The 22,151-nt window shown below is 71.5% G+C and carries 17 protein-coding genes and 3 pseudogenes; 7 read left to right on the top strand and 13 right to left on the bottom strand.

Features of this window, described 5'->3' with window-relative positions; genetic code table 11:
- Nucleotides 1-92: 92 nt before the first annotated feature.
- The 3 genes from ACFVIM_RS09865 to ACFVIM_RS09855 all read right to left on the bottom strand — a co-directional run bounded on the left by ACFVIM_RS09865 (nucleotide 93) and on the right by ACFVIM_RS09855 (nucleotide 4,001).
- On the bottom strand, nucleotides 93-1,847 hold the full coding sequence (locus tag ACFVIM_RS09865; RefSeq protein WP_384300163.1) for a glycosyl hydrolase family 18 protein: 1,755 nt from the start codon (nucleotides 1,845-1,847) through the stop codon (nucleotides 93-95).
- 259 nt (nucleotides 1,848-2,106) lie between these two features.
- Entirely contained in the window at nucleotides 2,107-2,799 is a 693-nt protein-coding gene (locus ACFVIM_RS09860; protein ID WP_384300160.1) for a response regulator, read from the bottom strand.
- Complete coding sequence (locus tag ACFVIM_RS09855) at nucleotides 2,796-4,001, bottom strand: sensor histidine kinase (protein WP_384300159.1); 1,206 nt, start codon at nucleotides 3,999-4,001, stop codon at nucleotides 2,796-2,798. The genes ACFVIM_RS09860 and ACFVIM_RS09855 overlap by 4 nt, the downstream gene beginning before the upstream one ends.
- Before the next feature lie 160 nt (nucleotides 4,002-4,161).
- Between ACFVIM_RS09855 and ACFVIM_RS09850 the strand changes: the two genes are divergently transcribed.
- On the top strand, nucleotides 4,162-4,770 hold the full coding sequence (locus ACFVIM_RS09850) for a hypothetical protein (protein ID WP_384300158.1): 609 nt from the start codon (nucleotides 4,162-4,164) through the stop codon (nucleotides 4,768-4,770).
- Nucleotides 4,771-4,872: 102 nt separating this feature from the next.
- Here ACFVIM_RS09850 and ACFVIM_RS09845 read toward each other — a convergent pair whose 3' ends face one another.
- Together ACFVIM_RS09845 and ACFVIM_RS09840 are read right to left on the bottom strand one after the other, a co-directional pair.
- Nucleotides 4,873-5,460, bottom strand: coding sequence for a cob(I)yrinic acid a,c-diamide adenosyltransferase (locus ACFVIM_RS09845; RefSeq protein WP_384300157.1), 588 nt, complete (start codon nucleotides 5,458-5,460; stop codon nucleotides 4,873-4,875).
- A gap of 13 nt (nucleotides 5,461-5,473) precedes the next feature.
- Nucleotides 5,474-5,866: pseudogene (locus tag ACFVIM_RS09840) on the bottom strand (ABC transporter permease); the annotation flags it as partial.
- 128 nt (nucleotides 5,867-5,994) lie between these two features.
- Here ACFVIM_RS09840 and ACFVIM_RS09835 point away from each other — a divergent pair.
- The 4 genes from ACFVIM_RS09835 to ACFVIM_RS09820 all read left to right on the top strand — a co-directional run bounded on the left by ACFVIM_RS09835 (nucleotide 5,995) and on the right by ACFVIM_RS09820 (nucleotide 11,760).
- Nucleotides 5,995-6,636 (top strand): TetR/AcrR family transcriptional regulator, encoded by a 642-nt coding sequence (locus ACFVIM_RS09835; RefSeq protein WP_384300156.1) that lies wholly within the window; start codon nucleotides 5,995-5,997, stop codon nucleotides 6,634-6,636.
- Nucleotides 6,637-6,864: 228 nt separating this feature from the next.
- Nucleotides 6,865-7,713, top strand: a complete 849-nt coding sequence (locus ACFVIM_RS09830; protein WP_384300155.1) for a 3-hydroxyacyl-CoA dehydrogenase family protein — start codon at nucleotides 6,865-6,867, stop codon at nucleotides 7,711-7,713.
- A 316-nt stretch (nucleotides 7,714-8,029) separates the two neighbouring features.
- Nucleotides 8,030-8,353, top strand: coding sequence for an STAS domain-containing protein (locus tag ACFVIM_RS09825; protein WP_384300154.1), 324 nt, complete (start codon nucleotides 8,030-8,032; stop codon nucleotides 8,351-8,353).
- Between the two features lie 605 nt (nucleotides 8,354-8,958).
- Complete coding sequence (locus ACFVIM_RS09820) at nucleotides 8,959-11,760, top strand: ATP-binding protein (RefSeq protein ID WP_384300153.1); 2,802 nt, start codon at nucleotides 8,959-8,961, stop codon at nucleotides 11,758-11,760.
- Nucleotides 11,761-12,350: 590 nt separating this feature from the next.
- On the opposite strand, the gene nucS is transcribed toward ACFVIM_RS09820, so the two are convergent.
- A complete protein-coding gene (gene nucS, locus ACFVIM_RS09815) occupies nucleotides 12,351-13,013 on the bottom strand; it encodes an endonuclease NucS (RefSeq protein WP_384300152.1) in 663 nt (220 codons plus the stop codon).
- Between the two features lie 301 nt (nucleotides 13,014-13,314).
- Between nucS and ACFVIM_RS09810 the strand changes: the two genes are divergently transcribed.
- A complete protein-coding gene (locus tag ACFVIM_RS09810) occupies nucleotides 13,315-13,707 on the top strand; it encodes an SCO5389 family protein (RefSeq protein WP_384300151.1) in 393 nt (130 codons plus the stop codon).
- Between the two features lie 54 nt (nucleotides 13,708-13,761).
- Here the strand turns inward: ACFVIM_RS09810 and ACFVIM_RS09805 are convergent, their stop codons facing one another.
- A complete protein-coding gene (locus ACFVIM_RS09805; protein ID WP_384300150.1) occupies nucleotides 13,762-14,793 on the bottom strand; it encodes an LLM class flavin-dependent oxidoreductase in 1,032 nt (343 codons plus the stop codon).
- A gap of 223 nt (nucleotides 14,794-15,016) precedes the next feature.
- On the opposite strand from ACFVIM_RS09805, the gene ACFVIM_RS09800 reads away from it, so the two are divergent.
- Entirely contained in the window at nucleotides 15,017-15,349 is a 333-nt protein-coding gene (locus tag ACFVIM_RS09800; RefSeq protein WP_384300149.1) for an ATP/GTP-binding protein, read from the top strand.
- Nucleotides 15,350-15,378: 29 nt separating this feature from the next.
- On the opposite strand, the gene ACFVIM_RS09795 is transcribed toward ACFVIM_RS09800, so the two are convergent.
- From ACFVIM_RS09795 to ACFVIM_RS09770, 6 genes and pseudogenes are all read right to left on the bottom strand, one after another.
- Nucleotides 15,379-16,152 carry an ABC transporter permease gene (locus ACFVIM_RS09795; protein ID WP_384300162.1) on the bottom strand — a complete coding sequence of 258 codons (774 nt, stop codon included), beginning with the start codon at nucleotides 16,150-16,152 and terminating at the stop codon, nucleotides 15,379-15,381.
- A pseudogene (locus ACFVIM_RS09790) lies at nucleotides 16,147-17,312 on the bottom strand (ATP-binding cassette domain-containing protein); the annotation flags it as partial. The gene ACFVIM_RS09795 and the pseudogene ACFVIM_RS09790, both read right to left, overlap by 6 nt.
- Before the next feature lie 447 nt (nucleotides 17,313-17,759).
- Entirely contained in the window at nucleotides 17,760-18,539 is a 780-nt protein-coding gene (locus ACFVIM_RS09785) for an ABC transporter permease (protein ID WP_384300148.1), read from the bottom strand.
- Nucleotides 18,540-18,542: 3 nt separating this feature from the next.
- Entirely contained in the window at nucleotides 18,543-19,529 is a 987-nt protein-coding gene (locus tag ACFVIM_RS09780; protein ID WP_384300147.1) for an ABC transporter ATP-binding protein, read from the bottom strand.
- A gap of 163 nt (nucleotides 19,530-19,692) precedes the next feature.
- On the bottom strand, nucleotides 19,693-20,631 hold the full coding sequence (locus ACFVIM_RS09775; RefSeq protein WP_384300146.1) for a cellulose-binding protein: 939 nt from the start codon (nucleotides 20,629-20,631) through the stop codon (nucleotides 19,693-19,695).
- Between the two features lie 295 nt (nucleotides 20,632-20,926).
- Nucleotides 20,927-22,151, bottom strand: a pseudogene (locus tag ACFVIM_RS09770) (hypothetical protein); the annotation flags it as partial.

The following is a 22,151-nucleotide window of genomic DNA, read 5'->3' as shown; positions in this document are numbered from 1 at the left end:
GTCTCGTACCGTTCGTCTGTTCTTTCTGGATCCTCAGAGATCCTCAGAGATCCTCAGAGATCCTTATGGACGGTGGGCGTCAGGGGGCGGGGTCAGTTCAGGCCGTTGTGGACGGCCGTGGCGAGTTCGCCGTTGGCGGTGTCGCCGCTGAACTCCCAGTAGAAGGCGCCACCGAGGTTGTTGGCCTTGGCCCAGGCCATCTTGGACTGGATGGTGGCCGGGGTGTCATAGCTCCACCAGTTGGTGCCGCACTTGGCGTAGGCGGTGCCGCCGACGGTGCCGGTGGCCGGGCAGGTGTTCTTGAGGACCTTGTAGTCCTCGTTGCCCGGCTCATAGGTGCCGGTGGCGGGGCCGGTGGCGGTGCCGCCCGGGGTGGCCTGGGTGACGCCGGTCCAGCCACGGCCGTAGAAGCCGACGCCGAGCAGGAGCTTGTTGGCCGGGACGCCCTTGGCCTTGTACTTGTTGACGGCGTCGACCGAGTTGAAGTTCTGGTTGGGGACGCCGGGGTAGGAGGTGAGCGGCGAGTGCGGGGCCGTCGGACCGGTGCGGTCCCAGGCGCCGAAGAAGTCGTACGTCATCACGTTGTACCAGTTGATGTACTGGGCGGCGCCCCCGTAGTCGGCGGCGTCGATCTTTCCGCCCGGTGCCGCGTCGGCCGTGACGGCCGCGGTGACCAGGTAGCTGGGGCCGAACCTGGCGCGCATGGCCTGCATCATGTTCTTCATCGAGGCGGGGCCGCTGGTGTCACAGGTCAGACCGCAGGCGTTCGGGTACTCCCAGTCCAGGTCGATGCCGTCGAAGACATCGGCCCAGCGCGGGTCCTCGACCAGGTTGTAGCAGGACTCGGCGAAGGCGGTCGGGTTGGCGACGGCCTGGCCGAAGCCGCCGGACCAGGTCCAGCCGCCGAAGGAGAAGAGGATCTTGATGTGCGGGTAGCGGGCCTTCAGCTTGCGCAGCTGGTTGAAGTTGCCGCGCAGCGGCTGGTCCCAGGTGTCGGCCACGCCGTCCACGGACTGGTCGGCACCGTAGGCCTTCTCGTAGTCGGCGAAGGCGTCGCCGATCGTACAGCGGCCGCCCTGGACATTGCCGAAGGCGTAGTTGATGTGGGTGATCTTCGAGGCGGTGCCGGAGGTGACCAGGTTCTTCACATGGTAGTTACGGCCGTAGATGCCCCACTGGGTGAAGTAGCCCATCTTGACCTTGTTGGGGTCGCCGGGACCGCCGCCGGTGGTCTTGACCGGGCGGGGGCCGCTGGCCGGGCCGGTCTGGTCGGCCGTGTCGCGCGCCTGGACGGTGTAGACGTAGTCGGTGCCCGCCGCGAGTCCGGTGTTGGTGTACGTCAGACCGGTGACGGTGGCGACGACGGAGCCGTCACGGATGACGTCGTAGTTCTTGACGCCCTTGTCGTCGGTGGCGGCCGTCCAGGTGAGGGTCACCGCGTTGTCGGTGATGTTGGAGGCGGTGGGGACGCCGGGGGCTGTGGGCGGGTCGTCGCCCGGGATCACGCCGCCGTCACAGGAGCCGCCGTTGAGCTTGCAGTTGGAGGGCGAGCCGGTGCCGGTGCCGTTGAAGCCGAAGGTCACCGTGGCGTTGGGCGGGAGGTTGCCCGCCCAGGACTTGTTCTTGGCGGTCCAGCGGTTTCCGACGCTGGTCACGTCCGCGTCCCAGGCGGAGGTGACCCGGGTTCCGGCGGGGAAGTCCCACTCCACGGTCCAGGAGCTGATCGTGGTGGTGCCGGTGTTCTTGATCGTCCACTTGCCCTCGAAGCCGCTGCCCCAGTCCGACCCCTTGGTGTAGGTGGCGGTGGCGGAGGTCGCGGCCTGGGCGGGCGAGGCGAGGCCGACCATCGCGGCGAGGGGGAGAACGAGCGCGGTCAGGGCGGCGATGATTTTCGACCGCGCCGTGAACCGTGCCCGTTTCGGGCGGTGGGGGGGTGGGGGTTGAGTGCTCACGGGTGCTCCTCGTGGAGGTCCGGACGGTGGGTGGGACCGTGCACTGCCCACGCCGCGTGGCTCACCGTGGCGTGTGTCCGGTGACATTAGGAAGGTCTGGACCAATCGTCAATAGGTCCAGACCATCGGCGACTCCGTGCGGGCGAACTCCGCTCTAGATCCCCAACTCCTGTGCCAGCACGGCCGCTTGGACCCTGCTGCGCAGTTCGAGTTTGCCGAGAAGCCTGCTCACATGGGTCTTCACGGTCGCCTCCGCCATCTCCAGCCGGGCCGCGATCTCGGCGTTGGACAGCCCCTTGCCGAGACAGCCGAGAACCTCGCGTTCGCGCCGGGTGAGCACGTCGAGGACGGAGGGATCCGGCGCGTCGGCGGAACGCGCCGGCCGGGGGGAGGCGAACTCGGCGATCAGCCGCCGGGTGACCGCCGGAGAGATCAGCCCCTCGCCGCGCGCCACCGTCCGCACCGCCGCCAGCAGCTCCAGGGCTTCGGCGTTCTTCAGCAGAAAACCCGACGCGCCCGCCCGCAGCGCCCCGAAGATGTACTCGTCCAGATCGAAGGTGGTCAGGATCAGGACATCGGAGGTGCCCTCGGCGACGATCCGACGGGTCGCGGAGACCCCGTCCAGCCGGGGCATCTGAATATCCATCAGCACCAGATCGGGGCTCAGTTCCCGGGCCAGCCGGACCGCGTCCTCCCCGTCCGCCGCCTCACCCACCACCTCGATATCGGGCGCGCTGCGGAGGATGAGCACCAGCCCGGCGCGTACGGCGCTCTGGTCCTCCGCGACCAGGACGCGCACGCGCCGTGCCCTCGGCGGTTCCTGGGGAGTGGCCGCGCTCAGGGTCATGCCGGGGGCTCCTTGTCATCCGGTACGGGCAGCACCGCCCGCACACACCAGATCTTCGCCGGACCGTCCGGAGGCCCCGGGACCGGACCCGTCTCCAGCTCACCGCCGAGCAGAGCGACCCGCTCCCGCATCCCCACCAGGCCCGCGCCGGAGCCCGGGGCGCGCGGTCCCTTCTGGTCGCCGAGGGGACTCTCCACCCGCACGGTCAGGGCGGTCTCCCCGGCCTGGGTGAGCGTGATCCGGACCTCGCCCGGTGCCGCGTGTTTGAGCGCGTTGGTCAAGGACTCCTGCACGATCCGGTAGGCCGCCATCTCCACCGGGGTGGTCAGGCTCTCCCCCGGTGGGCGCCGGTCGTTCAGGGTGAAGCTCAGCCCGCTGGCGGTGCCATTGGTCCTGGCCTGCGCCACCAGGGCCGTCAGACCGGCGAGCGTGGGGGCGGCGGCGGGCTCGGTGTCGCCGCCGCTCTCCCGCAGCAGTCCGATCAGCCGGCGCATCTCGGTCAGTCCCGCGACACTGTTCTCCCGGATCACCCCCAGCGCGTTCTGGGTGGTGGCCGGGTCGCCGAGGGAGAGCGCGGCGGTGGAGTGGATGGCGATGGCGGAGAGATGGTTGGCGACCATGTCATGCAGTTCCCGGGCCATCCGGCCGCGCTCGGCGGTGACCGCCTGCACCCGGTCCATCTCGGCCAGCAGAGCGATCTGTTCGGCCCGCAGCCGGGCGGCCTCGGCGGCGTCACGGTGGTTGCGGATCATCGCACCCGTGGTCGCCGGGCCGAGCGTCACCAGCCCGATGATCACCCCGAGGAAGAGCCCCTCCGGGTTCTGGGTCAGGGCGAGCAGGGTGAAGGTGGAGGCGACCGTGATCAGTCCGGCCACGAGGGGAATCCTGCGGGCCGCCCGGTCCGGTCCGTAGACCACCGCCGCGTAGATCACATCGGTGTAGAGCAGGACCGTCACCAGACTGCCGACCGTGAACTGGTCCGCGATCAGCGCGAGCGTTCCCACCAGCAGTCCGGTCATGGGCAGAACGCGCCGGAACAGCTCCTGGACGGCGATCACCACCAGCGGCACCAGCGCGGCCCAGGAGGGCAGCAGTTCCTGACCCGGCTGCGTATACAGACCCAGGGACCAGAGCAGCGTCCCGCCGAGGAGGGCGCTGGACGCCAGGAGGACGTCCTGGTGGTGGGGGCGCGGAAGGGGCACCCGACCATCAAACACGGGTCCGCCCGCCCCTGGCCTCCCCGGGACGGCCGAGACTGCGCTACATCGAAAGATGCAGCTCTCCGCGCCGGGGTTCGTCAGCGGTGACGACGACCGGCCCGGGTGGGGCCGGAAGGATGGTTCCCGGGGAAAGGAGAGCGCCGTGATCGTCGCGCTGATCGTCGTCTGTGAGATCGGATTCTGGGTACTGCTGGCCGCCGGACTCGGTGCGCGCTATCTGCTGAAGATGCCCCGGCTGGGAATGGGGCTGCTGCTCTGCGAGCCCCTGCTGGAGATCGTGCTGCTGGTCGCGACGGCGCTGGACCTCAAGAGCGGGGCCGAACCCGACTGGACCCATGGCCTGGCCGCGCTCTACATCGGCTTCACCGTCGGCCACGGCCATCGCACCATCACCTGGCTGGACGGCCATGCCGCGCACCGCTTCGCCGGTGCCCCGCGCCCGGCCCGGGCACCCCGCTATGGCATGGCCCGCGCCCGCCACGAAGGCGTCATCTGGACCAGCACCCTGATCGCCGCCGTCACCGCCTCCGCACTGCTGCTCCTCGCCATCTGGTACGTGGACGACCCCAGCCGGTCGACCACCCTCCAGGCATGGATCCTCCAGGCGTGGAAGGTGGCCGGAATCCACGGTCTGATCGCGCTGAGCTACGCCCTCTGGCCCCGGCGGGCACCGGAGGCCGGGGCCGGACACGAGTCGCCGGAGGACGCGCGGGAACAGCGGACGGCGGGGGTGGAGCGGCACGGCCGGTGAGCGGCGGCGAGCGGCCGTCCGACGTGCTGCCGGGGCGCCCCGACGGGCCGCGTTCAGCGCTGGTGGCGGTCGCCGTGCCGGTCTCCGGGCCGGTGGCCGGTGTCAGGCCGTGGTGGCGTCGCGCTCGCCGCCCGGTACCCACAGCACATCGCCGGTCTCCTTGTTCGCCGTCCGGGCCAGGATGAACAGCAGGTCCGAGAGGCGGTTGAGATAGGTCGCGGTCAGCGGGTTCATGCTCTCCCCATGCACCTCCAGCGCGGCCCAGGTGGAGCGCTCGGCGCGACGCACCACCGTGCACGCCTGGTGGAGCAGCGCGGCGCCGGGGGTCCCGCCCGGCAGGATGAAGCTGCGCAGCTTCTCCAGCGCGGCCAGGAAGTGGTCGCAGTCCCGCTCCAGCCGGTCGATGTAGAACTGCTCCACCCGCAGCGGCGGGTACTCCGGCTCCGCCACCACCGGCGTGGACAGATCGGCGCCCACGTCGAACAGGTCGTTCTGCACCCGGGTCAGCACCGTCACCACGTCCTCGGTGAGGCCGCCCAGGGCGATGGCGGTCCCGAGCACGGCGTTGGCCTCGTTGGCGTCGGCGTAGGCGGCGATCCGTAGATCCGTCTTGGCGGTCCTGCTCATATCGCCGAGCGCGGTGGTGCCCTGGTCGCCGGTACGGGTGTAGATGCGCGTCAGATTGACCATGCCACCAGCGTAGTCACGCCCGGTCCGCCCGGAAGACCCGTGTCCCGACAGTCAGGCCCACCAGGGCCAGGACCAGGGCCACCGCGGTGCCGTACGCCAGGGAGGCCGAGGCGTAGGTGCCGGTGTACGCGTCCCGTATCGCGTCCGCGAGATGGCGCAGCGGCATCACCCGGGAGAGGCTGTCCAGCCAGCCGGGGGCGAGGGTCATCGGCAGCACCAGCCCGGAGAGCAGCATCGTGGGCATCACCAGGGTGTTCACCGTCGGACCGAAGGCCTCCGGCGCCCTCAGCCGCAGCGCCAGGGAGTAGGAGAGCGAGGCGAGGGCCACACCGACCAGGGCTATCAGCACAAAGCCCAGCAGGATCCCCGCCAGGGGCGCGCGCAACCCCATGACCAGGGCGGCCAGTTTCTGGTGGTGAAGGTCCGGGCCAGCCCGGCCGTACTGATAATTGCCATGACTCCAGAAAAACAGAGACACTGAAAACTTGCAATCACTCCAAAGATTGAATCAGGCCAGAAAGCTACGATGAGCGCATGGCCGAGGGACTGAGGGAGCGCAAGAAGCGCCAGACGAGGCAGTACATCTCCGACGTGGCCACCGGCCTCTTCCTGGAACGGGGCTTCGACGCGGTGAGCGTCGCCGAGGTCGCCGAGGCCGCCGACGTCTCCGTCAACACCGTCTACAACTACTTCGCGGCCAAGGAGGACCTCTTCCTCGACCGCGGCGCCGAACTCGCCGACCGCCTGGCGCGCTGGGTACGCGGCCGCGCGCCGGGCGAGTCGGCCGCCGCCGCCGTCCTGCGTGAGCTGTGCGTCGAGGTCGAGGCCATCTCCCCGAAGGTCGGCCTCTTCGAGGGGTACGTACGGTTCCTGCTGGTCGTCCAGGACGCCTCCTCCCTCCGCTCCAGCCTCTGGCGGGTCCAGTACGAGGCGCGGGAGAACCTGGAGCGCACCCTGCGCGACGAGACCGGTGCCGAGGACGCCGATCCGCTGCCCACCCTGATGGCCGGTCAGATCCACTGGATCCACGAGACCGTGCTGGAGGTCATCCGCCGGGCGATGATGGCGGGCCGTGCCCCCTCCGAGGCGTCCCGTGAGGCCCTCGCCGTCCTCGACGAGATCGAGGACCTCCTCGGTGAACGCGTCCTCACCTACGCCACGCGCGCCACTGGGTGAGGCCGCGAGCCCCCGGCGGACCGGGCGGACGGCCCCGCCTCCGTACCCGTACGCCCCCGGCCGACGGCGGTCCCGCACGGTTCCGCGGCGGCCCGACCGCCGCCCGCGCGGGTGTGATGTCCATCCCGTTCTGTGGTGACGCGTGTCTTCTGGGTGCCGCTGTGAGGTGTACGAGCGCTAACCTCCGCCCCAGAGGTGACGAGTCAACAGACGTTAAGGGGTGTCTCAGTGGCCAGGAAGCTCGCCGTCATCGGAGCCGGACTCATGGGTTCCGGAATCGCGCAGGTCTCGGCCCAGGCGGGCTGGGAGGTCGTCCTGCGTGACGTCACCGACGAGGCCCTGATCCGAGGCACCGACGCCATCCGCGCCTCGTACGACAAGTTCGTCTCCAAGGGGAAGATGGCGGCCGCCGACGCCGAGGCCGCGCTCGCCCGGATCACCACGAGCACCGATCTGGACGCCGTCGCCGAGGCCGATCTCGTGGTCGAGGCCGTCTTCGAGAAGCTGGAGGTCAAGCACGAGATCTTCCGCGCCCTCGACAAGCTCGTCCGCGACGACGCGGTGCTCGCCTCCAACACCTCCGCCATCCCGATCACCAAGATCGCGGCGGCCACCTCTCGCCCCGAGCGGGTCGTCGGCACCCACTTCTTCTCGCCCGTGCCGCTGATGGGCCTGTGTGAGCTGGTACGCGGCCACAAGACCAGCGACGAGGCCCTCGCCACCGCCCGTGAGTTCGCCGAGTCCGTCGGCAAGACCTGCATCGTCGTCAACCGTGACGTCGCCGGTTTCGTTACCACCCGGCTGATCTCCGCACTGGTCGTCGAGGCCGCGAAGCTCTACGAGTCGGGCGTGGCGTCCGCCGAGGACATCGACATCGCCTGCAAGCTCGGCTTCGGCCATGCCATGGGCCCGCTCGCCACCGCCGATCTCACCGGGGTGGACATCCTGCTCCACGCCACCAGCAACATCTACACCGAGTCCCAGGACGAGAAGTTCGCCCCGCCGGAGCTGATGCGCCGCATGGTCGACGCCGGGGACCTCGGCCGCAAGACCGGGCAGGGCTTCTACCGCTACTGACCGCTACCGCCGCTGACCGCGGGCACGCCCGCCGACCGAGCGGAGCCTCGCCCGGTGTCCCCCGCCCCGCACCGTGGGCCGGGCCCGGGGATCACCCTCCGGGGTGATTTCGATATCGGTTGGCTTACGGTGAGCAACTCCATCCGCCATGGGGGAGTCAGTTGTTGAGAGTGTGACGCCACTGTCCGTCATCGGTGACAGCGGTGGCGTCACCGTCACCGTGGTGACCGGACCGTGACACCGGCGGCCGACCGCGAAGGCGCCTGGCGGCGGCGCCCACCCACCAGGGCACGCAAGCACATTTCGGGGAGAGCGTATGCACATCATGGGCGACCACGTCGAGCTGGTCGTCGGGGGCCGTCTCGACGTCCGCAGCGCGGCGGACGCCCGTACGGTCCTGCACTCGGCCGTCGACGACGGGGACGGCGACCTGGTGCTCGATCTGACCGGACTCGACTCCTGGGACGCCACCGGGCTCGGAGTCATCATGGGCGCCCACCGGCGCGCGGGCCGACAGGGGCGGCGGCTCGTGCTGCGCGGGGTGCCGCCACAGATGCAGCGGCTCCTGGTGGCGACCCGGCTGCACCGCATCCTGGCGATCGAGGGCGGGCTGGCGCTGGAGTCCCTGCCCCGCGTCTGAGCCCCCGGGAGCGCGCGCGGCCCCGTCCCGCCCGCCCGTCGCCGCTGGGGCCCGGAGGCCGGCTCCGGCCCCGTCCCGTACCGCCGGCGCCGACCGGCCCCGGATCCCGTCTCCGGGCCCGGCCGCGTGCCGTTCCCGCGCCCCTCGCCGGGCCGGGCGGGTCCTCCGCGACGTACGACCGCCGCTTCCGCGCCATCGCGCGCCCGGCGGCCGAACCGCCTCCTCCGCGGTGCGACTCCGCGCGTTCGCACGCGTCGCCCGGGGAGCGTCGCGTGCGGCATGAGGGTGGCTGATGAGCGGGGGATGGGGGCGGTTGGTGAAGGTGATCTGGTTGTGACCACGGGGGGCCGGGTGGCTGTCGGTGTGGGGAGATACCCTGCGAGGGTCCGGGGATTCGTACGTCTGTCGTACATCAGTACGCACATGAGGTCCCGCGCGCGGTGAAACCGCGGCGGGAGCACCGGTCACGGCGACGGCAGCACGTCCCTGGACATCGAGAGGACGTCACGAGCGTCCCAGGGACGTCAGGGATACCGGCGGGTGAACCGGACAGTGTCGTCACGGCGTTCACCGGTAGGACAGCGGGCACGCAGGTCGCGCAGGGCATGGGGGCAGTACCAATGGGCAAGGACAGTTCCGCCGAGGGCGTGGCGCGGTCGCGCCCGCCGCGCGAGCCCGGCGCGCCGGACTACACGGCCGCCACACCGCCTCCCGCCCGGACCGCGCGGATCGCCACCGGAGACCTTCTCCTGACGGTCAATCCCGTCGACGGCAGCGAGATCACCACCCGCCCGCCCCGGGACCCGGAGCCGAAGACGGCCGCCGTCCGGCGCTCCATGGACGCGCGCGCCGAGCGGGACCGCGCCGGCACACCGCCCGCCCCGGCGGGGCCCGCCGCGCCACGGCTGCCGCTGCTCGACCGCGACGAGCGGCGCGAGCGGCTCACCACACTGATCCGCCAGGGGCGTTCCGTCCGGCTGACCGGGGAACGCGGCTCCGGCCGCACCACCCTGCTCCACGCCGTCGCCGAGAAGTGCGCCGACGTCGCTCCCGACGGCGTCGTCCGGCTCAACGGCCACCACCGCACCCTCGCCGAACTGTTGTCCGAGCTCTTCTCCGCCGTCTACACCACCCCGGACGAGCGGCCGGACCGGGCCACCGTGCTCGCCGGGGTCCGGGAGATCGGCGCGGTCGTCCTCGTCGACGACCTGGAGTTCGGCGGCGCCGCGCTCACCGAACTCCTCGGTGCCGCGCCCGAGTGCGCCTTCCTGCTGGCCACCACGCCCGATGTGCCCGAACCCCTCGCGGCGGCCGACCTCGTGGAGATCGACCTCCCCGGGCTGAGCCGCCCCGGCGCGCTGGAACTGCTGCGGCGCGCGGTCGGCCGTCCCCTGACCGAGGAGGAGACGAACTGGGCGGGCGACCTCTGGTTCGCCTCCGAGGGGCTGCCGCTCCGCTTCGTCCAGGCGGGCGCGCTGCTGCGCCAGTGCGACGACCTCCGTGAGGACCCCGACGCCTTCGGGGCGTTCACGCCCCACGACCTCACCGACGGCCAGGACGGGCCGCTGCCCAGCCTCGCCCAGGGCGCCGCCCCGGCGGGCCCGCTCGCCGCCCGGCTCGGCGACAGCGCCCGCAGGGCGCTGCGGTTCGCCATCGCCCTCGGCGGCGAGGTGCCGCACCAGTCCCACCTCCCCGCCCTCACCGAGGACACCCACGCCGACACCGCCATCGGCGAACTCCTCCGCTGTGGACTGCTCTCCCCCGTCGGCGGCCGCTACCGGCTCGCCGCCGGAGTCCTCACCCACCTCATCGAGGAGGGGTACGGAGACGAGACCGCCGTCCATCTCCCGGCCCTGGCACGGCACTACACCTGGTGGGCCGGGCACCCCTCGGTCCTGCCCGAGCGGGCCGCCGCCGAGTCCGACGCGGTCGTCGCCGCGCTGACCGCGCTCACCGCCAGCAAGGAGCCGGGTCACCCGGCCGTGGCCGTCGCCCTCGCGCGGGGAGCCGCGCCCGCGTTCGCCGCCGGGCTCCAGTGGGGCGCCTGGGAGCGGGTGCTGCGCGCGGGTTCCGAGGCCGCCCGTATCGCCGGGGAAATCGCCGACGAGGCCTACTTCCACCACGAACTGGGCGTCCTCGCCCTGTCCACGGGCAACCCCGACCGGGCCCGCGCCGAACTGGAGACCTCGATCAGCATGCGCGGCGCCCTCGCCGACCGCCGTGGCGCGGTCGCCGGGCGCCGGGCGCTGGCCCTGGTCGTCGACCGGGAGCAGCGGCCGGCCGAGGCCGGCACCGCCGACACCACCGGAGCCCCGGTGGGCGCGGACCCCGCCGTCGCGGGCCGCCCGGCGGAGCCCTCGTCCCCCCGGGGAGAGGACGGCGACGTCACCTCCACGGCGGTGCTGGAGGCGGTGCCCCCGCCCGTGCCGCCGACGGCGCCGCGCGCGGTCGGCCCGGTGCCCGTACGGCCCGCCGATGACGAGCCGCTGATTCCGCGGACGCTGCCCGCCTCCGCCTGGGGGCCGCCGCCCGCGCTGGGACCGGGCCGGTCCGCCGCCACCCCGAGCCTGCCCGGCTCCCCCTGGGGCGCGCCGTCACCGCCCGGTGCCGCCGCCACCCCGCCGGGGCTCAGCAGCGGGGGCGCGGCGTTCGGTTCCGTACCCTCCGGTGCTCCCGTACCCTCCAGTGCTCCCGGGCCCTACGGTGGTCCCGGGCGGGGCAGCGACAGCACGCCCGTGGGGCTGACAGTGCCCGCGGGACTGAGGTCCCGTCCGAACTCCGCTCTCGCCTCCGGTCCGGGGCGGGGGGCGGCACCGCGCAAGCGCCGCCGCCGTCCGTTCTTCCTGGCCACCCGGCGCAATCTCGTCGCGACGGGCGCGGGCGCGCTGCTCGCCGCCGTGCTGGGGACCGTGGTGACGCTGGGAGCCGTTTCGGATGAGCGGTCCGTGCCGGATGAGCGGGGCCGCGGGGGCGGCACCGTGCAGGAGCGCGGGGCGGACCCCGGTCCCTCCGAGGAGCGCGACACCGGCTCCGAAGGCCGGGGACCGGACGAGGGCGCGATGCCCCGCACGCCCGGCACCTCCGCCTCGGGGCCCGCGCCGACGCCGTCGAGTTCCGGCTCCGCGTCACCGTCCGGCGCCCCGGAGCCCTCGGAGTCCGGCGAGCCCTCCCAGCGGCCCTCACCGTCGGCGTCCACGTCCTCCTCGGAGCCGCCCCCATCGCCCAGCGGCGAGCCCGAGCCCAGCACGAGCGCCTCGGAGCCGGAGCCCAGCGCCTCGCAGAGCTCTCCGTCGGAGCCGACCAACTCGCCGTCGCCCTCGGAGGACCCCGGCGGGCCGGAGGAGCCGGGGGAGGGTCCGGAGATGAGCGCGTCGGACTCGGCGGGGCCGGGGGGCACGGCGGACTGAGCCGCGGGCCCGGCTCGGCCTGGGCGGGTCCGGGCCGGGCGGGTCCGGCTCGCGAGTTGCCCGCGTCCGTGCCATGCGCTGGCGGGTGGGGGTTCCGCCGGGGCGCGGTCGTTTCGTCAGCGTGGCCGGGTGCGGTGTCTGTCGCTGCGGCTGTCTTCTGTGTGCGGGGTTCGGGGGCCTCCGGGCTCACCTCCTCGTGAGCGGCGGATGAGCCCTTCCTGTCGCGTGAGGCCGGGTTGTCCCGCCACTCTCTGCGGGGGCGACCCTGCACCCCCCGAACGTGCCCCTGGAGCCCGGCTGCGGTGGTGGCGGTGTGTGTGACCGTGACCCGTTGTCGACGGGCGAAGGGCGCCCGCCCCCGGATTTCCTGTGGGAGCTTCACCACCGGATTCGCTCAAGGTGGCTCTGCCGGTGAGTAGCTCCGTGTGAGGACTCGCTCTACCCGAGGTCGGTTGCGAGCCAAAGGGGCGCGTCGATGTCTGGTGGCCGTCGCGCGGAGATCGTGAGGTACGAGCGATCGAGCACGTCGGACGCGAGACATCGACTAAAGCGCCCCGGAGGCGAGCAACCGCAAAAAATAAGGCGTACCGCTAGAACAACCTCAGCTTGTCGTCTTCGATGCCGCGGAGGGCGTTGTAGTCCAGGACGACGCAGCCGATGCCCCGGTCCGTGGCGAGGACTCGGGCCTGGGGTTTGATCTCCTGGGCGGCGAAGACGCCTCGTACGGGGGAGAGGTGGGGGTCGCGGTTGAGGAGTTCGAGGTAGCGGGTGAGTTGTTCCACGCCGTCGATCTCGCCTCGGCGTTTGATCTCCACCGCGACCGTGGCGCCGTCGGCGTCACGGCAGAGGATGTCCACCGGGCCGATGGCGGTCGGGTACTCGCGCCGGATGAGGCTGTAGCCCTCGCCGAGGGTCTCTATCCGGTCGGCCAGCAGTTCCTGGAGGTGGGCTTCGACGCCGTCCTTGATCAGGCCGGGGTCCACTCCCAGTTCATGGGAGGAGTCATGGAGGATCTCCTCCATGGTGATGATCAGCTTCTCCCCGGCCTTGTTGATCACGGTCCAGACGCTGTCGTCGCCCTCCTTGAGGGTGCAGGGCGGCGACATCCAGTTCAGGGGCTTGTAAGCGCGGTCGTCCGCGTGGATGGAGACACTGCCGTCAGCCTTCACCAGGATCAGACGGGGGGCGGTGGGCAGATGGGCGGTGAGCCGTCCCGCGTAGTCCACGGAGCAGCGGGCGATGACAAGGCGCATGGTCGGCAACGCTACTCGGCTGGGGCGGCCGTGCGCGAATCCGGCTACGCAAGGCCGCCGTGGTGTTCCACCGCGCTTGGCGCAGGGGAGGTGGGACGTCCGTTGTGTCCTGCTTCGTTAATGGCCGGTACTCCTCCCAATCTTCTGGTGCGCTCACGGCGGCGCACTTACGGTGGATGCAAGAGGTCGCCGTTCGCGCACTCTGCGTTGTCGTGCGCCCCGTCGCGGGGCGTGTTGCTCTCCGGCGCGCTTCTTCCCTGCCCGTAAGGCCCCGCGGTCCGGGGCCGCGAGAGGAGAACCCATGTCGCTCGACGTCTCACCGGTCCTGTTGGAACAGGCCGAGCGAGGCGAGGTCGACGAAGCCGCCTTCGTCGACTGCGTCCGGACCTCCCTGCCCTACGCCTGGGAGATGATCAGTTCTCTGGTAGCCCGGCTGAAGGTCGACGGCGGCGAGTTCGCCGACAACCAGACCCCGCCGCCGGACGAGCAGGCCCGTGGGCAGTTGTTGCGCGCGCTGGCGAGCGACGCGATCCGTGGTGCGCTGGAGCGGCACTTCGGGGTGCGTCTCGCCTTCCAGAACTGCCATCGAGTGGCGGTCTTCCCGCTGGATCCGTCGTCGGACGAACGGCTCGCCCGCTTCACCTCGATCCGGGGGCAGCTGCTCAACCAGTCACCGTTGCTGCGGGACTGTTGAGGCAGATGCCACCGGTGCCGGTGGGGCGGTAGCCCGGGGAGGGGGGCCCGCGGCTCAGCTCAGCAGCGGCAGCACCTCCTCACCCAGCCGCCGCACATTCGCCTCGGTCGCCGCCAGATCGCCGGAGCCTTCCGTGAGCAGGGCGAAGCGCTGGATGCCGGTGCGCTCGGCCGTCGCCGCGATCCGGTCGGCGGCGAGCCGGGGCGGGCCCACCGGGTGGAGCCCGCAGAGCAGTTCCGTGTATCCATGGGGGTCGCGCTTGGCGCGGGTCCGGCCGTCGACCGTGACATGGGCGTCCAGCCCTTGGCGCAGCCAGCCGGGCATGGCCTTCAGCAGGACCTCACTCGCCTCGGCGACGCTCTCCCCGAGCTGCGCCACCCCCGCCGACACATGGGCGGCCCCCGCGATCTCCTCCGGTGTCAGACCAGCCGCGCGGGCCGTCCGCCGCCACAGGGCGACCATCTCGGCCTTCTCCTCGTCGCCGCAGTGCATCCCCAGCAGCATGGGGAGCCCGCGCTCCGCCGCGAGCCGTACCGTGCCCGGTGAGGTGCACGCGACGACCACCTCGGCGCCCTGGGGCGGGCCCCCGAGGAGTTCGTCCGGCCGGGGCACCACGGGCACCTCGCGGAAGGAGAACCGTTCGCCGTCGGACGCCACGGTGGGCTGGCGCAGCCAGCGCAGGAGGAGATCGAGGGATTCCGGGAAGCCCGTCTCGTACGCGGGCAGGCCCGCGCCGAAGACCTCAAGGTCGACCCAGGGGCCGCCCCGGCCGACGCCGAGGGTGAAGCGGCCGCCGCTGGTGAGATGGAGCAGGGCGGTCTGCTCGCCGAGCGCGACGGGGTGGACGGTGGGGAGCACGCTGACGGCTGTGCCGACGCGGATCCGCTGGGTGCGGCCCAGGAGCAGGGCGGCGAGGGTCACGGCCGATGGACAGACCCCATACGGTACGAAGTGGTGTTCGGCCAGCCAGACCGCGTCGAGTCCCGCCTCCTCGGTCACTTCCGCGGACCGCACGGCCCGGTGCAGAGCCTCGCCCGGTCCCTGCCCCGGAAACTGTGCGGCCAGTGTGAACGTCCCTACGCGCATCGCGTTCTGCCTCCTCGCGGCCGACGCGGCTCCCCTGCCCGCACTAACGTCTGACACGTGCCAAAGGCACGGGTGATCGAGGGATTTTTGCGATAGTCCGTTTTATCCGTAGTCCGGGGTGTGGCGGTCGGTGGGGCGGGGGTACGGGGGCATGGGGAGGGGGCGCGGGGGGACCGTACGCTGGGAACAACCGGAACGTCCCACTCGCCCCGTGAGGTGCCACGTGTCCCCCCGTCGTAACCGCCCTCCCCGAAGCGGCGACATCAGCTCCCCTCTCCCCGGTGAACCCGGCGGCCGCTACGGCGGTTTCGGCAGCACCGAGTCCTGGCAGGGCGAGGAGTGGTCGGTCCGTCATGTCGCGGGCGCCAGCGCCGAGAACAAGCGCTATCGCTGCCCCGGCTGCGACCAGGAGATCCCCTCGGCCATGCCGCATGTGGTGGCCTGGCCCGAGCACGGCGGTGTCGACGACCGCCGCCACTGGCACAAGGCGTGCTGGAGCGCGAAGGACCGCCGTACCACTCAGGTACGACGGTCCCGCAACGCGCCCCGTTACTGAGGGGCCTCACCCGTCACGGCGCACACCGTTCACACGTCACGCGCGGTGAGAGAGGCATAGCCGCCCGCCAGGGAGGCCCCCGCGAGCACGGTGATGATCGCCAGCGGCGCCCAGCCCTGGGGCCCGCCGTTGCTCATCTCGGCGTCGTAGACGGCCGCGAGCTGGCTCGGGATCGAGTACGTCAACAGCGCGTCCTGCACCCCCGCCAGCGACGGGGTGAACATGAACAGCGCGAGCACCATCGGCGCCAGCACCAGACCGGTCATGACCGTGATCGCGCCCGCCGAGTGCCGGACCATCGCGCCGACGCCCAGCGCGACCAGCGCCAGCAGCGCCACGTAGAGGCTGGCGCCCACGGTCGAGCGCAGCCACTCGTCCCCGCTGGGCGACCCCTGGTCCACGATCCCCACCTGGGCCGCGCCCACCAGCACGGTCAGCACGGTGGTGAGGGAGAAGACCAGCGCGAAGAGGACGATCGCCTTGGCGGTCAGCATCCGCGCCCGGCTGGGGCAGGCCGTCAGGGTCGTCCGGATCAGTCCGGTGCCGAACTCCGAGGTGATCGTCAGCGTTCCCAGGGTGATCACACAGACACAGCTCACCAGCAGTCCGAAGAAGCCCAGCGCGAGCACCGGCTGTTCTTCGAGGTCGGGCTCGGTCGCCGCGATCCCGAACGCCACCGCCAGTCCCAGCCCCACCATCAGCACCACCGTCCCCGCCAGCGTCCACAGGGTCGAGCGCACCGTGCGGATCTTGGTCCACTCGGAGGTGAGCGCGTCCCCGAGGTGCGCCTTGCGGACGGGGATCGGTGAGGCGTACGGGGTGGGGGAAGCCTCCGGCCGGGGCGCGCTCTGCGGGTACGGAGTAGTCATCGCGGGTCCTGGAGGTCGGTCGGGGCCGTGGCGGCGGTGTACGGATTCTCGTCCGGCGCGGGCGTGTCTCCCGGGGCGGGCGGCGGTACGTACCAGCCGCCCCGCGGCATCTCCGGCGCGCCGAGCGGCGGACCGAAGCCCGTCGGCTCCTCCTCCCGCAGCCCCTCCTTCTGGTCGTCCGTCGAACGGAAGTCCACCGAGGCCTGCGTCATCCGCATATACGCCTCCTCCAGTGACGCCTGGTGCGGGGAGAGCTCCCACAGCCGTACGTCGGCCGCGTGCGCGAGATCGCTGATGCGGGGCAGCGGCAGCCCCATGACCCGCAGCGCGCCGTCACGCTCCGGCATCACCTGACCCCCGGCCTCGCCCAGGACGGCGGAGAGCTTCTCCCGGGCGCCCGGCTCCTCGGCGGAGGTGCGCACCCGGGCGAAGTCGGCCGAGTTGGCCGAGATGAAGTCCTTGACACTCATGTCCGAGAGCAGCCGACCGCGTCCGATCACGATCAGATGGTCGGCGGTGAGCGCCATCTCACTCATCAGATGGGAGGAGACGAAGACCGTCCGCCCCTCGGCCGCGAGCTGCTTCATCAGGGTGCGCACCCACAGGATGCCCTCCGGATCGAGCCCGTTGACCGGCTCGTCGAAGAGGAGGACCTGGGGGTCCCCGAGGAGCGCGGCGGCGATGCCCAGCCGCTGGCCCATGCCGAGCGAGAACCCCTTGGCGCGCTTCGTGGCGACGTCCTGGAGCCCCACCACGCCGAGGACCTCGTCCACCCGGCGGGCCGGGATCCCGGAGAGCTGGGCCAGCGAGAGCAGATGGTTGCGCGCGGACCGGCCGCCGTGCACCGCCTTGGCGTCCAGGAGGGCGCCGACCAGCCGGGGCGAGTTCGGCAGCTCCCGGAACGTCCGTCCGCAGACCGTCACGGTGCCGGAGGTCGGGGTGTCGAGGCCGAGGACCATCCGCATGGTGGTCGACTTCCCCGCGCCATTGGGTCCGAGGAACCCGGTGACGGCCCCCGGCCGCACCTGGAACGACAGGTCGTCCACGGCCGTCTGGTCGCCGTACCGCTTGGTCAGGCCGACTGCCTCGATCATTCTCCAGCCCCAGATACTGTCGGGTCTCGGGGCACGGACCGGCTGGACCGTACACCTCCGTAGAAGTTACGAGGATATCCGCGCGCCGGTGCCTCGCTCCAAGGTCAGAAGACGGCGTGGGGGCGTGGACGGTTGCCACGGTGGCGGACGAATGGCGGGAAACTCACTGTCTGAGGGCTGTCGGGGGCTGTCGGGGGCTGTCGCGGGCTGTCTGGGGTCTGTCGGACGGCCAGTCGGGAAAACTGTCCGGGATCGTCCAGCCGCCGCGGCCCAGGGCCGTCCGCCGCCGCCTGGGAAGGGTCCGTACCGGCGTCCGGGCATGGCGGAGCCCCGCCGTCCGTGCGCTGGGTCCAGCGGTGGACAGCGGGGCTCCGAGGCGTGCCCGACCGGGTCGCGGGGCTGGTGACCGAGGCCACCGCCGCCCCGCGACGCCCGGTGACGGTGAACTCAGGCGTCGCGCTTCTTCAGCACGAGGTAGCCGCCGATCAGCGACAGCGTCACCCAGATCAGCATGATCCCGAGACCACCGTAGGGGCCGTAGGGGGCCGGGTCGCTGTTCATCGCGTCCGGCACCACCTGCATGATCTTGCCGCCCGCCTGGTCGGGGAAGTACCGGGCGACATCGCGGGCCGCGGGCACCGCCATCAGGATCTGCGTGACCAGGAAGAAGAACGGCATCAGGACGCCGAGCGCCAGCATCGAGCTGCGCAGCATCATGGTCACGCCCATCGACAGCAGCGCGATCAGGGCCATGTACACCCCGGCGCCGACGACCGCGCGGAGCACATCGGGCTCACCGATGGTCGTGCCGTGGTCGCCGAGGATCGACTGGCCGACGAAGAAGGAGACGAAGGCGGTCAGCACACCGACGCCCAGCGCCAGGGCCGTGGCCACGCCCACCTTGCTGAAGAAGAAGGTGGCCCGCTGCGGCACCGCCGCGAGCGAGGTGCGGATCATGCCCGAGCTGTACTCGGTGCCGACCACCAGCACACCGAAGACGACCATCGCGAGCTGGCCGAGGATCATCCCGGAGAAGCTGATCAGCGTCGGGTCGAAGGTGAGCTGCTCCTCCTTCGACATGTCGTCGAAGGTCGCGTTCATCAGCGCGGCGAGGCCGGCGCCCATCGCGACGGTGACGATGAACGCCGCCACCAGGGTCCAGGAGGTCGAGGAGACCGTGCGGATCTTGGTCCACTCGGACTGGAGGACCGCGGGTACCGAGGCCATGGGTCAGGCTCCCTTGCTGTTCTGGTAGCTCTGGCCCCACTGCGCCTCGCCCGGACGGGCGGGCGGCACCGGGCCGTCCGTTGTGCTGGTGTGTGCCTGGTACTCGACCGCGCCCGCGGTCATCTGCATGAAGGCCTCCTCCAGGGAGGCGCGCTGGGCGCTGAGCTCATGCAGGACGACCCGGTGCTCGGCGGCCAGTTCACCGAGCTTCTCGATGTCACCGCCGTCGACCTCCAGGGCGCCGCCGCCGGCCTCGGTCACCGCGAAGCCGGAGGCGTGCAGCACATCACGGAGCTGCTCCTGCTGCGGCGAGCGCAACCGGACGAAACTCCGCGAGTTCTGCGCGATGAAATCCGCCATCGAGGTGTCGGCGAGAAGCCGTCCCTGGCCGATCACGATCAAGTGATCGGCGGTCAGGGCCATTTCGCTCATAAGGTGTGAGGAAACGAAGATCGTGCGCCCTTCCGAGGCGAGCGTCTTCATAAGGTTGCGGATCCAGTGAATTCCTTCTGGATCCAGGCCGTTGACCGGCTCGTCGAACATCAGGATCTCGGGATCGCCCAGCAGCGCGGACGCGATTCCGAGGCGCTGGCCCATACCGAGGGAGAAGCCCTTGGACTTCTTCTTGGCGACAGCGGTCAGACCGACGATGTCGAGGACCTGGTCGACCCGGGCGGCGGGGATGCGGTTCGCCTGCGCCAGACAGAGCAGGTTGTTGTACGCGGTGCGCCCGCCGTTCATGGCCTTGGCGTCCAGCAGGGCGCCGATGTACTTGAGCGGCTCCGACAGTTCGCGGTAGTGCTTGCCGTCGATGCGCACGCTCCCACTGGTGGGATTGTCGAGATCGAGCATCATGCGCATCGTCGTCGACTTGCCGGCGCCATTGGGGCCGAGGAAGCCGGTCACGGCCCCTGGCCTAACCTGAAAGGAGAGATTATCGACGGCGGTCTTGCTGCCGTACCGTTTGGTGAGACCTTCTAGCTCGATCATGGCGCCCACGCTATCGGGTACGAAAAGCCCCCCGCCACTCCTGCGTGGCGGGGGGCTTGACGGTTTTTGACCGAAGTGTTGAATTGTGGTAGCCGGACGGTTTACTCCGGCGAACTGGGCGAACCGCGGGAACCCGGCGTACGCGAGCGGTGAGGTGGTCGACTCAGCGTGACTGCTGGGCCGGGACACCGCGCGAGATCGGCTCGTCGTCCGCGGGGGCACCGGCGGCGGCGACGGCGGCACCGGTGAGGGTCGCCAGCATCTCCCGCACATTGGTGAGCTGCGCGTTGATCGAGTCGCGGCGGTTGGTGAGCGCCGCCAGCTCGCGCTCCGATTCGCTGCGGATACGATCCGCCTTGGCGTTGGCGTCGGCGACGATGTCCTCGGCCTGGCGCTGCGCGGTCTCCACCGTCTGACGGGCCCGGCGCTCCGCGTCCGTCCGCAGCTTCTCGGCCTCCAGCCGCAGCTGCTCGGCCCGGTGCTCGATCTCCGCCAGCCGCTTCTCGGCCTTCGCCTGACGCGACGCCAGATCGCGCTCCGACTGCTCACGGCGCTTGGCCAGGTTGGTCTCGAAGTCGGCGGCGGCCTGCGCGGCCTTGGCGCGGGTCTCCTCGAAGAGGGCGTCGGCCTCCTCGCGCTTGGACTGGGCGTCCTTCTGCGCCTCGCCACGCAGCTGGGTGGCGTCCCCCTTGGCCTTCTCGACGATCCGGACGCCCTCGTCCTCCGCCTTGGACTTGCGCTCGGCGGCGAACGACTCGGCGTCGTTGCGGACCTGCTGGGCGGCGGCCTCGGCCAGCTCGCGGTGCTGCTCGGCGGCACGGCGCGCCTCCTCGCGCAGGTCCTTGGCCTCCTCCTCGGCGAGTCGGAGGATCTTCTCGACGCGGGCGCCGAGCCCGGCGTAGGACGGCTCCGATTCGGTCACCTGCGCCTGCGCGTTCTGCGTTTCGAGGTGCAGCTCCTCGATGCGCTTCTCCAGGGAGGTGATGCGGGCCAGAGCACTATCACGGTCGGCGACGAGCTTGGTGATGCGGTCGTCCACCTGGCCGCGGTCGTAACCACGCCGCACGAGCTCGAAGCCGAAGGGGGAGGATGTGTCGCTCATGGGGTTCCTGTCGAAAGAGACCGGTGAGGGGTGATAGGGGGAATCCTAGGGGCCGAGGCGGCGTGTCATCGAGCGGATGCCTGTTTGATCTGGAGAATGTCCAGCCTTTCGGGTGGCCGTTTTGCGACATGTTCCGGCGGCTTTCCCCGAGTTCCGGCCACGGAGTGTCACTGACGGGGTGTCGACCCGGGTGCCCGCCCCTCACCCGCCCGTCGTCCGTCCGTCGTCTGTCCGTCAACCGGCCGCCGCCCGCCCGTGAGGCGATCCCCGGGCGGCGGACAGACGGCGGGGCGCATCAGTCCGCGCCCGCCTTGCTACTCGAACGAGTCACTCCGGCCGCGGCCCCCGCCTTGACGCCGGACGCGCCCGACTTGCCGCCACCGGACGGGGCCTCGAACGACTCCAGCGCCTCCAGCACGTCCTGGACCCGGGAGATCTCGGCCTGGATGTCCTGCCGACGGCGGGTCAGCACATCCAGCTCCCGCTGGGCCTCCGCGACCAGGTGCTCCGCCTCCGCCTGGGCCTCGGCCCTGATGGCCTCGCCCTCCCGGGTCAGCGTCGCCTTCTTCTGCTCGGCCTCCTTGAGCAGGCCCTCCGCCTTCTTGACCGCGGCGATACGGATGCCCGCCGCCTCCGAGTTGGTGTCCGCGAGCAGCTCCTTGGCCTTCGCCGTGGCCTCCTCGCTCTGCTCGGTCGCGGCCTTCACCAGCTGGTCGACGCGCTCGCCCGCGGTCCGCATCTGCTCGCTGGTCTCCCGGCGGGCCCGCTCGTGCAGCTCCTCGACCTCGCTCTCCACCCGGGCCCGCAGCTCCTCGCCCCGCTCCCTTATGGCGGTGGCGTCCCGGCGCGCGCCCACGAGCAGCTCATCGGCGTCCGTACGGGCCTTCTCCACCAGGGTGTTGCCCTCGACCGTGGCCGCCGCCACCAGCCGCTCGGCCTCCTGACGGGCCGCACCGACCATGGTGTCCGCCTGCTCCTCGGCCTCCAGCGCGGCCCGGAGGGCCTCCTCCTGGGCCTTGCCGATGAGCTGGTCCGCCTGCTCGGCGGCGTCGGAGCGGCGCTTGGCCGCGGCCTCCCTGGCCTCGTCCAGGGTCCGCTCGGAGCTCTCGCGCGCGTCGGTACGGGTGCGCTCGGCCGCCGCGTCCGCCTCGTCCGCCACCTTCAGCGCCTCGGCCCGGATCCGTTCGGCGGCCCGCTGGGCGGAGCCCACGGTCTCGGCGGCCTCGGCCCGCAGTCGCTCGGCGTCGGCGGTGGCCTCGGCGTGGAGGTGTTCGGCTTCGGTGGTGGCTTCGGTGATGAGCTGGTCGGCCTGTTCGGCGGCGTCGGAGCGGCGCTTGTCGGCCGCCTGCCGCGCCTCGTCGAGGATCCGGGCGCTGTCGGTACGGATCCGCTCGGCGTCGGCCGTGGCGTCGCCCACGAGCCGTTCGGCGTCGGCGGTGGCCTCGGCGTGGAGGTGTTCGGCTTCGGTGGTGGCTTCGGTGATGAGCTGGTCGGCCTGTTCGGCGGCGTCGGAGCGGCGC

The sequence above is a fragment of the Streptomyces sp. NPDC057638 genome (genome assembly GCF_042800315.1).
Classification (GTDB): Bacteria; Actinomycetota; Actinomycetes; order Streptomycetales; family Streptomycetaceae; genus Streptomyces.
This window is presented reverse-complemented; position numbering and strand designations above follow the sequence as displayed.

Excerpts from the sequence above, each read along its gene's own strand:
- ACFVIM_RS09865 (WP_384300163.1), bottom strand. The coding sequence starts at position 1,847 with ATGGTCGGCCTCGCCTCGCCCGCCCAGGCCGCGACCTCCGCCACCGCC.
- ACFVIM_RS09860 (WP_384300160.1), bottom strand. The coding sequence starts at position 2,799 with ATGACCCTGAGCGCGGCCACTCCCCAGGAACCGCCGAGGGCACGGCGC.
- ACFVIM_RS09845 (WP_384300157.1), bottom strand. The coding sequence starts at position 5,460 with ATGGTCAATCTGACGCGCATCTACACCCGTACCGGCGACCAGGGCACC.
- ACFVIM_RS09835 (WP_384300156.1), top strand. The coding sequence starts at position 5,995 with ATGGCCGAGGGACTGAGGGAGCGCAAGAAGCGCCAGACGAGGCAGTAC.
- ACFVIM_RS09825 (WP_384300154.1), top strand. The coding sequence starts at position 8,030 with ATGCACATCATGGGCGACCACGTCGAGCTGGTCGTCGGGGGCCGTCTC.
- ACFVIM_RS09820 (WP_384300153.1), top strand. The coding sequence starts at position 8,959 with ATGGGGGCAGTACCAATGGGCAAGGACAGTTCCGCCGAGGGCGTGGCG.
- nucS (WP_384300152.1), bottom strand. The coding sequence starts at position 13,013 with ATGCGCCTTGTCATCGCCCGCTGCTCCGTGGACTACGCGGGACGGCTC.
- ACFVIM_RS09810 (WP_384300151.1), top strand. The coding sequence starts at position 13,315 with ATGTCGCTCGACGTCTCACCGGTCCTGTTGGAACAGGCCGAGCGAGGC.
- ACFVIM_RS09805 (WP_384300150.1), bottom strand. The coding sequence starts at position 14,793 with ATGCGCGTAGGGACGTTCACACTGGCCGCACAGTTTCCGGGGCAGGGA.
- ACFVIM_RS09785 (WP_384300148.1), bottom strand. The coding sequence starts at position 18,539 with ATGGCCTCGGTACCCGCGGTCCTCCAGTCCGAGTGGACCAAGATCCGC.
- ACFVIM_RS09780 (WP_384300147.1), bottom strand. The coding sequence starts at position 19,529 with ATGATCGAGCTAGAAGGTCTCACCAAACGGTACGGCAGCAAGACCGCC.
- ACFVIM_RS09775 (WP_384300146.1), bottom strand. The coding sequence starts at position 20,631 with ATGAGCGACACATCCTCCCCCTTCGGCTTCGAGCTCGTGCGGCGTGGT.